The sequence below is a fragment of the Chryseobacterium daecheongense genome, from assembly GCA_027920525.1.
Lineage (GTDB): Bacteria > Bacteroidota > Bacteroidia > Flavobacteriales > Weeksellaceae > Chryseobacterium > Chryseobacterium proteolyticum.
This window is the reverse complement of sequence record CP115858.1, coordinates 4,592,104-4,606,040: the sequence shown is the minus strand read 5'-3', so window position 1 is coordinate 4,606,040 and position 13,937 is coordinate 4,592,104. Positions and strand designations below refer to the sequence as shown.

10 protein-coding genes are annotated in these 13,937 nt (G+C 38.4%); 8 read left to right on the top strand and 2 right to left on the bottom strand.

From position 1 onward, the window contains the following. The first annotated feature begins 7 nt into the window (after positions 1–7). The 4 genes from PFY10_20685 to PFY10_20670 all read left to right on the top strand — a co-directional run bounded on the left by PFY10_20685 (position 8) and on the right by PFY10_20670 (position 6,127). On the top strand, positions 8–736 hold the full coding sequence (locus PFY10_20685; protein ID WBV56601.1) for a methyltransferase domain-containing protein: 729 nt from the start codon (positions 8–10) through the stop codon (positions 734–736). Further along, entirely contained in the window at positions 736–1,458 is a 723-nt protein-coding gene (locus PFY10_20680; protein ID WBV58969.1) for a ZIP family metal transporter, read from the top strand. The genes PFY10_20685 and PFY10_20680 overlap by 1 nt, the downstream gene beginning before the upstream one ends. A 262-nt stretch (positions 1,459–1,720) precedes the next feature. Further along, a complete protein-coding gene (locus tag PFY10_20675; protein ID WBV56600.1) occupies positions 1,721–4,462 on the top strand; it encodes a SusC/RagA family TonB-linked outer membrane protein in 2,742 nt (913 codons plus the stop codon). A gap of 12 nt (positions 4,463–4,474) precedes the next feature. After that, positions 4,475–6,127: a RagB/SusD family nutrient uptake outer membrane protein gene (locus PFY10_20670; protein WBV56599.1), complete on the top strand. Its 1,653-nt coding sequence runs from the start codon at positions 4,475–4,477 to the stop codon at positions 6,125–6,127. A gap of 88 nt (positions 6,128–6,215) precedes the next feature. On the opposite strand, the gene PFY10_20665 is transcribed toward PFY10_20670, so the two are convergent. Further along, a complete protein-coding gene (locus PFY10_20665) occupies positions 6,216–7,640 on the bottom strand; it encodes a hemin receptor (protein WBV56598.1) in 1,425 nt (474 codons plus the stop codon). A gap of 34 nt (positions 7,641–7,674) precedes the next feature. Then, the gene (locus PFY10_20660; protein WBV56597.1) at positions 7,675–8,748 is read right to left on the bottom strand and encodes a prolyl-tRNA synthetase; all 1,074 of its coding nucleotides are present in this window, start codon (positions 8,746–8,748) and stop codon (positions 7,675–7,677) included. 177 nt (positions 8,749–8,925) lie between these two features. On the opposite strand from PFY10_20660, the gene proS reads away from it, so the two are divergent. From proS to PFY10_20640, 4 genes are all read left to right on the top strand, one after another. After that, a complete protein-coding gene (gene proS, locus PFY10_20655) occupies positions 8,926–10,401 on the top strand; it encodes a proline--tRNA ligase (protein ID WBV56596.1) in 1,476 nt (491 codons plus the stop codon). 116 nt (positions 10,402–10,517) lie between these two features. Beyond that, on the top strand, positions 10,518–11,819 hold the full coding sequence (locus PFY10_20650; protein WBV56595.1) for an OmpA family protein: 1,302 nt from the start codon (positions 10,518–10,520) through the stop codon (positions 11,817–11,819). Positions 11,820–11,932: 113 nt separating this feature from the next. Further along, positions 11,933–13,264 (top strand): Nramp family divalent metal transporter, encoded by a 1,332-nt coding sequence (locus tag PFY10_20645; GenBank protein ID WBV56594.1) that lies wholly within the window; start codon positions 11,933–11,935, stop codon positions 13,262–13,264. A gap of 75 nt (positions 13,265–13,339) precedes the next feature. Next, complete coding sequence (locus PFY10_20640; protein ID WBV56593.1) at positions 13,340–13,876, top strand: nucleotide exchange factor GrpE; 537 nt, start codon at positions 13,340–13,342, stop codon at positions 13,874–13,876. The last annotated feature ends 61 nt before the right edge of the window (positions 13,877–13,937 follow it).

Here is a 13,937-nt window from a genome sequence, read left to right as displayed (position 1 = left end):
TTGCATTATGGAATGGTTTGAATCTTGGTTTGATACCCCTTATTATCATTTACTTTATAGCAACAGGGACTATACGGAAGCTGAAAACTTTATTACAAAGCTTACTCAAAGTCTTCAGCTGCCGCCTTCTTCTAAAATTATTGACCTTGCCTGCGGAAAAGGAAGACATTCCGTATTCCTTAATAAATTGGGATATGATGTCTTGGGGCTTGATTTATCAAGACAAAGTATTGAGTTTGATAAGCAGTTTGAAAACCAAACCCTTATTTTCGATGTTCATGACATGCGAAACCCTATCGATGCAGATCCTGTGGATGCCGTTTTTAATCTTTTTACGAGTTTCGGATATTTTGACCAGGAAAGTGATGATAAAAAAGTTTTCCAATCCGTTTATTCTGTTTTAAAGCCTGGAGGCTATTTTGTTCTTGATTATCTGAACGAAGAGTACGTAAGAAGTAAAATTGTTCCGGAATCAGTCATCAACCGCGGTGATATCGATTTTAAAATCTGCAAAAAAATTGAAGGAAGACATATTATCAAAGACATCCGGTTTGAATCTAAAGGAAAGCCTTATCATTTTTTTGAGAAGGTAAAGCTACATACACTGGAAGAAATCAATTCCTACGCTTCAGAATGTGGCTTTGAACGATTGAAAATCTGGGGTGATTATCAATTGAATAGCTTTAATAAAGAAACGTCACCACGCTGTATCAATTTATTTAAGAAAAAATCATGATCATAGTCCTTTTACTGATTTTAAGTGTAATCGCAGGAGTATTTCTTGGAAAGCATTTTGGTAAAAAAGAAAAACTGGCTAAAAATCTTTTGATTCTGAGTGCAGGGTTTCTTATTACCATCTGTTTGAACGAGGTTTTCCCACAGGTTTACACTTCAGAAAAAAGTAATATTATAGGTATTTTTGTAATTCTGGGTGTCTTATTACAAATGATTCTGGAAGCTTTAACTAAAGGGTTTGAGCATGGTCACTTTCATCATCATAATGATCATAATATACTTCCCGTTGCTTTAATGGCCGGATTGTTTGTCCATGCATTTATAGAAGGTATTCCTTTAGGAAATGAAAAAGAAGTATTATCACCCTATCTACTTGGTATCGTCTTTCATAACATTCCTATTTCATTTATTTTGGGAGCCTTTTTATTCAACAGAAAGGAGGGAGAGAAAAGATCACCGTATCCTACTTATATGATCATTGCATTATTTGCGCTCGCCTCTCCTATGGGAATGTTATTAGGAAATTATTTCAATCCGGAGTTACAGCCTTATTTTCTGGCAATTGTCGGAGGAATTTTCCTTCATATCTCATCAGTAATTATTTTTGAAAGTAATAAAAACCATAATATTGACTGGACGAAAATAGGTTTAGTAATCCTTGGTATATCACTTGCCCTGATTATGCACCAGTTTCATTCACATTCGGTGATTTCCGGTCATTAGGAACAGCCCTATGTAAATCCGGCATTAGTTGTATTTAAAAATCACTACAATTTAATTCATAAAACCCTGACTAGAGGAAACTTATAATTAGCAAGATTATTTCTTTTATATAAAAAATTACGGAAAACAAACAATTAAAGTGCATAATACATCGCACAATCAAACAATTAGCTAATTCTTTTAATTATTCATAATTTTTACATCAAATTAATATTGATGTAATTTTTTTTGTACTTTAGCCCCGCCACTAAATCACTTACGTATGAATAAACGAACTAAACGTTTGACAACAGCTGTGTCCTGTTTTTTATTATGCGGTATTTTATCCGCCCAAACGAATAAAAAAAAAGACACCCTGAGGGAAAAAAGTATTGAAGATGTTGTAATTGTAGGATACAAAACTCAAAAAAGATCGAGTCTTACAGCAGCTGTCTCAATTATTTCTGACAAAAAACTAAAAGATGCCAACACCTCTGATGTATCAAGTCTCTTACAAGGAAAAGCCGCAGGAGCACAAATTATGCAGGGAGGAGGCGGTCCGGGATCTTCAGCAACCGTAAAAATCAGGGGTACCGCTACCATCAACGGTCCAAGCCAGGCATTATGGGTCGTAGACGGTGTAATGATGAACGGAACTCCCAATCTGGATCCCAATCAAATCGAAAGCATCAACATTTTGAAAGATGCGACATCAACAGCCTTGTATGGTTCCAGGGGAGCAAACGGAATTGTACAGGTCTTCACAAAATCCGGAACAGCAGGAAAAAGCACGATGAATGTTTCTGTAAACAATTCTTTTAATACATTCAATAATGGACGCTTCAAGTTGATGGACGGTACCCAATTGTATGATTATTTCACTTCATTAAAAAATGCCCCTTCAATCCCTTCCGAACTCAGAAATCCTGGATATAACTGGTTGAAAAACGGCACACAGACGGGAGTAGTTCAAAACTACACCATTGATTTCAGAGGAGGCTCTCAAAATTCAAGGACGTACATTTCCGGAAACTATTATGACGAAACCGGAACTGTAAGAGGATACGACTATAACAGATTGTCATTCAGGATCAATCATGAACATACCGTAAAGCCCTGGCTGATATTAAAACCCAAAGTGAGTCTATCATATACCAGCGGAAAAGACCGTCAGGGTTCGCTGTATCAGATGTACCTCAATATGCCTTGGGATAATCCAAAAGCCCCGGATGGAAGTCTCATAAACCCTAATTCATATAGTGGAACATGGTATGGAAGAGATTACTCCAATTACCTTTACGATTTGCAATGGAACTATGGTAAAAGCAATCAGCTGGATCTGATCGGGAATTTTGATGCTGAAATTAAATTTACAGATTATTTAAAGTTTGTTACTACCAATAATGTCACCTACAGAAATTATGACGATATGTATTATACCGATCCGAGATCCATTGCGGGGGATAGTAACAAAGGTGAATTAACAGAATCCTATTCCAAAGATGTAAGCAAATTCTTTAACCAGATGTTGAGATTCGACAAAGATTTTGGAGTTCATAACGTAAATGCTTTAGCAGCCTATGAGTATAACGACAGAATATATAAGGTTTCCAGAGCCGGTGTATACGGAATTGTTCCGGGAACAGATGTCTTCGACAACGGAGCAACGACAGGAAGGAAGCCCTCAGGCACAAAGTATGACAGAGCATACAATGCATTTCTTTTCAACGCAGAATATGTATATGATAAAAAATATTTCATTCAGGGTTCTTTAAGAAGTGAATCTTCTTCTGCATTTGGTGCCAGCCAGAGAAATGGATTATTTTATTCATACAGTTTAGGATGGAATATTCACAAAGAAAAATTTTTCGGAGTAAAACCAATCAACGAATGGAAATTAAGAGCCAGCAGGGGACTTGTAGGAAATACTCCAAGTCCTAATTACGGATGGCAGGACCTCTATGCGCTGACTCAGATGTACAATGCTCAGATAGGAGCAACATGGTACCAGCTAGGCAATCCTAATCTAACCTGGGAGTCGATTTATCAGAACAATATTGGTACGGATATCCGGGCATTCGATAACCGCCTGACCCTGAACGTGGATTATTTTAATAATAAAACCAAAGATCTTCTGATGCTCGTTACCCTTCCGTCATTAACGGGAGTCGACAGACAATACCTGAATGTAGGAGACGTAAGAAATAAAGGATGGGAATTCAATGTTAATTATGCTGTCATTAAATCTGAAAATGTGAACTGGGATATTGGTTTCAATATCAGTACCTACAACAACAGGGTTCTTTCAACAAGAAACAACAGCATCCAGCTTCTATCCAATAATCAGGTCGCTATTGCCGGAAACGATGTTACTTCATTCTATATGCGAAAATGGATGGGGGTAAATCCTGATAATGGTGCCGGGCAATGGGAAGTGATTAACGCTGATGGAACCAAAAGTGTCACATCTAATTACAATCAGGCCACACTGCAGATTGTAGGCGCTGCTACACCCGATTATTATGGATCTTTCAGTACCAATCTTACTGTAAAAAGGTTTTACCTTAATGCCAATATTTATTTTTCGCAGGGAGGACAGATTTACAACTCCTACCGGGAACTGTTTGATTCTGATGGCGCTTATCCTTACTACAACCAAATGGTCCTGAAGGATAGCTGGAACAGATGGGAAAAACCTGGAGATATAGCCACACATCCTGTAGCAATTTTCAACAATAATACACTTACCAACAAGCCTTCTTCAAGGTACCTTGAAGATGCAAGCTATATGAAATTAAGATCCCTGAGGTTAGGATACAATTTTCCAGATTCTTTAGCGGAAAAACTTAAAGTCTCTTCGGCAAGTATTTATATCATGGGGGAAAATCTCTTTACCATTACTAAATTTTCCGGAGTAGATCCGGAAGCCGGACCTGCAGATAACCAAACTACCTATTCCGGAACAGCAGGCGCAATTTATCCTATCCCAAGAAGATTTTCTCTTGGTTTCACCTTCACCTTTTAAAACTTACAAAACATGAAAAAGATATTTTTAGCACTTATCGCACTAACATCGGTAGCTTGTAATATAGACAGGTCTCCATATGATTCAAAAGAGTCTGATACCATATTAACAGATCCAACAGGGCTACAGACCATTACTCTCGGAAACTATGCTCTTTTGAAAGGAGATGCAACAGGAGGAGGATTTTTCAACAATCTTTACAGAGTGGGTGAATATGGCGGAGATAATATTGATATCAGCGGTACGACCACCGATCAGTTCTTTTATTATTATAACTACAGAAGTATTAAAAATAATGGCCGCTCCAATACGATATGGAATGCAGGATATAAGGCTATCATTGGATGCAATAAAGTTATTTCCAAATTTGCCGAAGGAAAAGATACCAATACCGATCAGCTGATCGGGGAAAATTATTTCCTAAGGGCCTACGTTTATTTTTCTTTGGTAAATGTATTTGGAAAACCTTACAATCAGGGAACCGGCAATCTGGGAGTACCATTAAAAACATCGGATGATGTAAACGAATTACCCGGCAGGGCCACGGTAGGTCAAATTTACGATCAGGTAGTCAATGATCTGAGAAAAGCGGAACAATTGATGACTCTCGATAAAAACAACACATACGCATCTAAAGAAGCTGCTCAAGCACTGCTATCCAGAGTGTATCTGTATATGGAAAATAATGATAAAGCTATTGAATATGCTGATAAGGTGATTAATTCCGGAAAGTATATGCTATTGTCTAATTCCGAACTTCCTTCTTATGCCACGAAAACTCCTGAAACCAACAAAGAAACCATTTTTGCATTCAAATATAATAAAGATGGTGATTACAGTGATGGCTGGTACACTATAGGATCCATGTATGCCAATATTCAAAATGTAGGCTGGGGTGAGATGTACGCGTCTTCTTCTTATCTGGATCTGATCAATCAAAATCCGCAGGATGCACGATTGAAGTTCATTTCTCCGAAATATGCAACCCCATCTGTTCCTGTTGCTTATTGGGTACAACAAGGTACAAATGCTTCCGGAGGAATAACTTATAATTACACTTTTCAGAAAACATTCCAGCAGGGAGGGAATACCTATTTCACAATGAATAATGTTAACTATCAGGTGCAATCAGAAATTTTGCCTACCAAAACGAATTATTACTTTATTAATTCTAATAACGTAAAAGTTTATGTAAATCTGGACAATGATATGGACAAAAGAAACGGTTATCCGAAATTCTATGTTTTAAAATGTTCATTACAGGAAGGAGTTCCTCAATTATGGTCACCTGTTATTTTGAGATTGGCTGAAATGTATCTGAACCGGGCCGAAGGCTATGCTAAAAAGGGAAATTCAGCTTCAGCACTGGCTGACGTAAACACGATCAGAACAAGAGCGGGAATTCCAGCATATCCTTCAGTTCCATCAGGACAAACTATTTTAGACTTGGTTCTTCAGGAGAGAAGACTTGAAATGGCTTTTGAAGCACATAGAAAATATGATGTCTTCAGAAATAAATTAAGTCTCGACCGTAATTATCCGGGAACCCATTTAAACGGAAATAATCCCTTTTATACGGTTCCTTATACCAGCAACAGAATTATTGAATATATCCCTGAACAGCAGATTCAGATCCAGCCCAATCTGATCCAGAATCCTGATTAATCAGATCTTACTTCAATACATATAAATTAAAAGCTCCGAATTTTTAATTCGGAGCCTCAATTTAATCACTTGCTACACAATCCGGAAATTAGAATTTCCAGCCGACTGTAAGAAAGAAGTTATCTCTGTTGCTTTTCACACTGGAAACAACGGATGTTGGTGTATTTACATCAAAATCACCTGAATAATATCCTGTTCCCAGGTCAGCACTCCCTCTCAGGAATGGATTATTATATTTTGAGCTGACATTCTGATACGCTGCATCCACATAGAAGTTTCCAAAATCATATCCTATACCTGCTCCTATCGTATTTCTTTCTCCCAAAATCAAATTACTATAGCTGTTATCCCCTGCAACTCCTGCATTGGAATAAGAACTGATCGTAAAAGCATCAAAAGGACTTGATGTATAGGAATATCCACCTCTTATTCTGAATGCCTTAATTCTGTATTCCGCACCTACCCTTACTTCCGATAGGTTTTTATAATTGTCACTGAAGAAAGAATTCAATTCTCTTTCCGCAGCACCTTGTACTTCATATTTAGGTTTGGTAAGTCCTAAAGTATAGTCTACGTTAATGGCAAAATTCTTATTGGGAACAAACGCACCACTTACAGTAGCCTTCATTGGGGACCTGAAATTTCTGTCTTCCACATAGTTGTCATAATTGATCCCGTTACTTCCGTCATAATATTCGCGGAAGACCCTGTCGATATTCCACCAGGTCGGTGTTTCAATAGATGCTCCCAATCTGAACTGATTGCTTAATTTTCCGATAACCCCTACTGTTGCTGAAAAACCATTTGATTTTTCCGAAAACGGGGTATACTGCTTATCAAAAGTATTCACCGATCCATCCAGATTAAGCCCGAATAAAGCACTGTCATACTGATCGATTTCAGCGTAATGCATATTAATGCTTGCTCCCAGATAAAGTGAATTGTTATAGTTCGCACCTACACCCAGGTTAAATTTGGTCTGATTACCATATCTGTTATAAGCATGCCCAAGGTAAGACAGGTTACCTACCACAGGATTTCCATTAGAATCTAACAAATTTTTGGAGATCACTACATTGGAATTCCCCGGGCTCTCAACATAATTCTCAAGAGACTGCGTTGATAGATTGGCACCGATATTAATGAACTTCCATGGTGATTCTGTCATCAGCTGGATCGTTGCAACACCACCAACATTTCCAAGCGTAAATTTATTTAATTTATAATCTGTTGAAGATCCAGCCAGAGAGCTGGTATTTTTAGTATTGCTTAAAAACAACGTTGCCGATACATCTCCCGCAATAGCAACACCTAATCCGGCAGGGTTTGTCATCAATGAAGTAGCATCACCTCCAAGTGCCCCGTTAGAGCCGGCCATCGCATTAAATTTTGAAGAACCTATCATCGGAGTGTTAGAATAAACATCAATCGAATTCCTGATTGTAGAAATATCCTGTGCCTGCACAAAGTAAGCAGCAGAAATACCTAGTACTACTAAAGATTTTTTTAACATTATTATTTGAATAGTTAGTTATTATGTTTAAAAATTATCTGCCTCCTGATCTGAAGCCGCCTCCGCCGCCGGATCTAAATCCACCGCCGCCTCCACCGGAACCGCCACGGAAACCACCTCCGCCACCAGAGTTGAATCCTCCGGATCTGAAGCCACCGTTGTCATTTGATCTGAAACCACTATCATTTCTGTATCTTGGCTGGCTGTCGTAATTAGGTCTTGGCTGAGTATTCATATTAGGATTACGATATCCTGAATTATTATTTCTGAAACCACTGTTATTGTTGCCTCTGAATCCGGAATTGTTACCATTAGTCATTGTTCCGTTTCTGAAACCACCATTGTTATTTCTGAACCCTGAACCATTCGTATTGTTTCTGAATCCTGAACCTGCAGAATTGTTTCTGAATGCAGAGTTATTAATGTTGTTTCTGTATACTGATCCGTTACTTCCGTTATATCCACTTAAACCATATCCAAGTCTTCCGTCAGCACCACTTCTCCTGTAAGCCGGTCTGTTGTAATATCCATTACCCCAGTAACCGCCACCCCAGCCCCAATATGGGTTTCCGTAGTAACCGCCGCCCCAGCCCCAGAAAGGATCATAAAATCCTCCATAGTTCCAGCCCCAGTAAGGGTAACCACCCCAGCCCCATGAGCCGCCCCAGCCCCAGCCGAAGGACATTCCGAAGCCCCAGCCTCTATTCCAGCCCCAATATGGGCTATAGCCTCCATACCATCCACCCCAGCCCCATGGTGAACCCCATGAGTTGTCGTAATAGTTGGTCTGAGATCCGGCAAAAGCGCCCCAATCAGAATCTGTTGCGGTATTATTCCATGAATCGCCTCCCCATGTGCTGTATTTGTTATCCTGATCTTTGGAGTTGGTTTCCGCATTCTGAATAAGATTGGTATTGTTTGCATCCTGATAGTAATCATAGTATTCTCCAACCCTGTTTCCGCCATTAATGATCACTCCTTCTGGCAGCGTATCTTTATTGGGATCATAATAGACCCCGTCGGTCTCGCTGTACCCTCCCATCTGTGCACCACAAGACATTAATAACAATCCACTTGATATGGCTAAAATACCTTTGGATTTTAGCATACCAAATAAATTTTTATGTATATTTTTTTTCATGATAACGTAAAGATTTTTAATTTAAATTATATTTGCAATGTGTACCAAAAATGTACCAAACATCGGTAAAAAAATCTATCAAAAATAGATTTTTATTTTTAGATAACAATAATGTTAAAAAGTTAAAAAAAATTTAAAAAAACAATGGCAAAATTAACCTCAAGGAGCGAAGATTACAGCAAGTGGTATAACGAGTTAGTTGTAAAAGCAGATCTGGCAGAAAACTCCGGAGTACGTGGAAGTATGGTTATAAAACCATACGGATATGCGATCTGGGAAAAAATGCGTGATGAAATGGATAGAAAATTCAAAGAAACAGGTCACGTTAATGCTTATTTCCCGCTTTTTGTACCCAAAAGTCTGTTCGAAGCTGAGGAGAAAAATGCAGAAGGTTTTGCAAAAGAATGCGCCGTTGTTACCCATTACAGATTAAAAACAGATCCGGATAATCCTCACAAGCTGATAGTAGACCCTGATGCCAAGCTGGAGGAGGAACTTATCGTTCGTCCTACCTCGGAAGCTATTATCTGGAATACTTATAAAAGCTGGATCCAATCATACAGAGATCTACCGATATTGATCAATCAGTGGGCGAATGTTGTTCGTTGGGAAATGAGAACCCGTCTATTCCTGAGAACCTCTGAATTCTTATGGCAGGAAGGTCACACGGCTCATGCAACCAAAGATGAGGCCATAGAAGAAGCAGAAAAGATGAATAAAGTGTATGCAGATTTTGCAGAGAACTTTATGGCAATGCCTGTAGTCCAGGGATTAAAGACCCCTTCCGAAAGGTTTGCGGGAGCGGATGAAACCTATTGTATTGAGGCATTGATGCAGGATGGAAAAGCTCTTCAGGCTGGTACTTCTCACTTTTTGGGTCAGAATTTCGCAAAAGCTTTTGATGTGAAATTCACCAATAAAGAAGGAAAAATAGAACACGCATGGGCTACATCATGGGGAACTTCTACCCGATTAATGGGAGCGTTGATCATGACACACTCTGACGATTTCGGATTGGTATTGCCTCCAACCCTGGCTCCAATACAAGTGGTTATTGTTCCGATCTTCAAAGGAGAAGAACAACTGAACCAAATCAGTGAGGTTGCTTTAGACATTCAGACAAAACTTAGAGCTAAAGGTATTTCGGTAAAATTTGATAATGACACCCAAAACAAGCCAGGCTGGAAATTTGCGGAATATGAATTAAAAGGTGTTCCTGTGAGAATTGCAATCGGGCCAAAAGATCTGGAAAATAAATCGGTTGAAATTGCAAGAAGGGATAACCTGACCAAAGAAACGGTTTCTATTGAAGGATTGGATTCCCATATCGATCAATTATTAAAAACCATCCAGAAAGATCTTTACACCAAAGCTCTTAATTTCAGAGAAGAAAATATGACTAAAGTGGATTCTTACGAAGAGTTTAAAAAAGTTCTGGAAGAAAAAGGAGGATTCATCTATGCACATTGGGATGGTACCGCTGAAGAAGAAGAACAAATCAAGGAAGAAACGAAAGCGACCATCAGATGTATCCCTTTGGATGATGATATAGAAGAAGGTGTTTCATTAATCTCCGGAAAGCCTTCTAAGAGACGCGTACTGTTTGCTAAAGCGTATTAATAATTTTAATCATTTGCAAAAAAAACGTTGAAAATCAAATAAATATTTAAAAAATATGACATTTGGACAGATTTTTGTTTAATTTTATGTCAACATTAATCTAAAAAATATTTATTATGTCTTTAAACGTTATTGATTTAATTAAAGGACAATTGGGTCCCGCTTTAGTTTCTCAGGCGGCTTCACAGCTTGGAGAAAGTGAGTCTGGTATTTCAAAAGCAATTGGAGGTTTATTGCCTGCCGTTGTTGGCGGATTAGCTAATAATGCTAATAATCCCGGAGTTTTAGATGCAATCACCAGTGCTTCATCTAATGGAATTTTAAGTAATTTATTAGGAGGCTCTTCTAATAATTCTATGATTTCAGGTTTATTGACGTCCATTTTTGGAGATAAACTGAGTGGCTTGGTAAATTCCATCGCCAGCTTTGCCGGAATTAGTAATAATTCTTCCAGCTCTTTGCTGAATATGGTAACAGGAGCTACAGTAGGCACTGTAGGAAAGTATGCTGCAGACAATAATCTGGATGCATCAGGAATTTCAGGGCTACTGAATGATCAAAAAGGAATTGTCTCTACTTTACTGCCTGCCGGACTTTCTTTAGCATCATTAAATATTGGTGACTGGGCTAAAGGATATAAATTTGATAATGATAACGACGCCATAAAAACGCCGGTACAGGAGGAACCAAAAATTGAAGTAACAAGAAGTACAACTCCAACAGGTACCAACCCGGACAGAAATGACGGAGGTGGTTCTATCTGGAAATGGTTATTACCTCTTCTGCTATTGATTGCTGCAGGATACTTCTTATGGAAGCAGTGTGAGAAAAAAGAAACGACTACCACTACAATGGGCGCGGATTCTACAGGAGCACACTCTGATACGGCTATGGCAGTATCTCCGTCTGATACAGCAGCAGCGCCTGCCGCTACAACCACGAAAGTTGACGAAAATATCGACTTGAACGGTACAGCGCTTAAAGGGTACAAAGGCGGAATGGAAGACAGAATGATTGCATTCTTAAAATCTGACGGCTACAAAAATGCAGCAGATGATAATGCATTAAAAGACACGTGGTACGATTTCGATCATGTGAATTTTAAATTAGGAAGCGCTACAGAACTGGAAGCAGGTTCTCAGGGACAATTGGAAAACCTGGCAGCTATTTTAAAAGCTTATCCTGATGCTAAAATTAAAATAGGAGGATATACTGACAAAACAGGTAATGAAGCTTCTAATGTAAAACTTTCTACTGCAAGAGCTAACTTTATCAAAGAATGGTTAGGCAAACAAAATCTAGGTGGTCAGGTATTAGGTGCAGAAGGTTATGGAAGTAAATTTGCAACGGTAGACGCAAAAGCTTCTGACGCTGAAAGAGCCAAAGACAGAAAAATGGCAATAAGATTTGCGAAATAATCTTTTAAAATAAATACTACGTATAAGATCCCGAAAGTTTTTTCGGGATTTTTTTATTATATATTTTCTATTTACATTTATTTAATTAAATTTGTTAGTCATTTCTAACATTTATGAATTTTACAAAAGGCGCTTGGCGAAAAGATAAAACACTCCACTCATTACCAGAAGTATACTCATCCATTAAAGTACCTAAAAACGGTTCTTTCTGGAGGAAATACCTTGCGTTTGCAGGTCCCGGTTTAATGATTGCAGTGGGATACATGGACCCCGGAAATTGGGCTACCGATATCGCGGGAGGAGCTCAATTTGGCTACACCCTGCTTTCCGTTATACTTATTTCCAACATTTTCGCAATGATTTTACAGCACTTATCAGTAAAGCTGGGAGTAGCTACAGAGAGAGACCTTGCACAAGCATGCAGGGATCACTTTAGCCCGACTACCAATTTTATCTTGTGGATCCTTTGTGAGATTGCCATTGCCGCCTGTGATCTCGCAGAAGTTATAGGATCTGCGATCGCACTCAACCTGCTTTTTCATATTCCCCTTACTTGGGGAATCGTAATAACCACAATAGATGTTTTACTTATCCTTTTACTCCAGGCCAAAGGATTCAGATGGATCGAAAGTATTGTAGGAGGACTTATTTTTATTATTCTCGCATGTTTCATTTATGAAATCGTTATTTCAAAACCGGCCGTTAATGAAATACTGGGAGGTCTTGTTCCGCAAAAAGAAATTATTCAGAATCCTGCTATGCTTTATATTGCTATAGGAATCCTGGGAGCTACAGTAATGCCCCACAATCTCTATTTACACAGCAGTATTGTACAGACGAGGGATTATACACGGGATAACGCAGGTAAAAAAGAAGCTATAAAATTTGCCACTTTAGATAGTACGATCTCCTTAATGCTTGCTTTTTTCATCAACGGAGCAATTTTAATACTGGCGGCAGCTACCTTTCATATCACAGGAAATAAACATGTTGCAGATATCCATGATGCTTATAAAATGCTGACCCCAATCCTGGGTGCTTCTATGGCAAGTATAGCATTTGCGATCGCTTTGCTCGCCTCAGGTCAGAATTCTACATTAACAGGGACACTGGCCGGACAAATTGTAATGGAAGGTTTTCTGAATATCAGATTAAAACCCTGGTTAAGAAGATTGATAACCAGACTTATCGCGGTAATTCCCGCTTTAATTGTTGCCATTCTGTATGGAGAAAAAGGGACAACAGATCTTCTGGTTTTAAGCCAGGTTATCTTATCCATGCAGCTGAGCTTTGCTGTAGTTCCACTCGTAATGTTTACTAATGACAAAGCCAAAATGGGCGATTTCGTCAATAAGCCATTCATGAAAATCTGTGTCTGGGTTATCTCAGCCATTATCATTGTCCTGAATCTTTATTTGTTGTATCAAACATTTTCCGGAGAATAATTTTTCTGCCTTAATGTCCATATTTGCTATTTGGCAGAATCTTTGACAAACAACTCTTTAAAATAGTTATTGAATATGGAAAATCAGGATATCAAAGAAGAAAACATCAATAAGCAACAAGAAGACAACATTCAGAACGAAAATGCTTCTGAACAAAATGTGACAAATACTCCGACTGCGGAAGAACTTTTGGCAGAAGAGAAAGACCGTTATATTCGTCTTTATGCTGAGTTCGAAAATTATAAAAAGAGAACTTCCAAAGAAAAGATGGAGTTCTTCCAATATGCTAATCAGGACATGATGGTTTCTATGCTTGGAGTACTGGATGATTTTGAAAGAGCATTAAAAGAAATCGCTAAAAACGGAAATCCGGCGGATCTGCAGGGTGTAGAACTTATCTATCAGAAATTCAAAAATAAACTTACAGAGAAGGGGTTGAAATCAATGGAAGTAAAAGCCGGAGATTCTTTTAATGTGGACCTTCACGAGGCAATTACTCAGATTCCTGCTCCATCTGATGATTTAAAAGGTAAAATCGTAGATGTAATCGAAACGGGATATACTTTAGGAGATAAAGTAATCCGTTTTGCTAAAGTAGTAACAGGAAACTAATATTAATAAGTGATAAATGGTGAGCAATATACGGTGATAACATCCCTTATATGTTCTACAC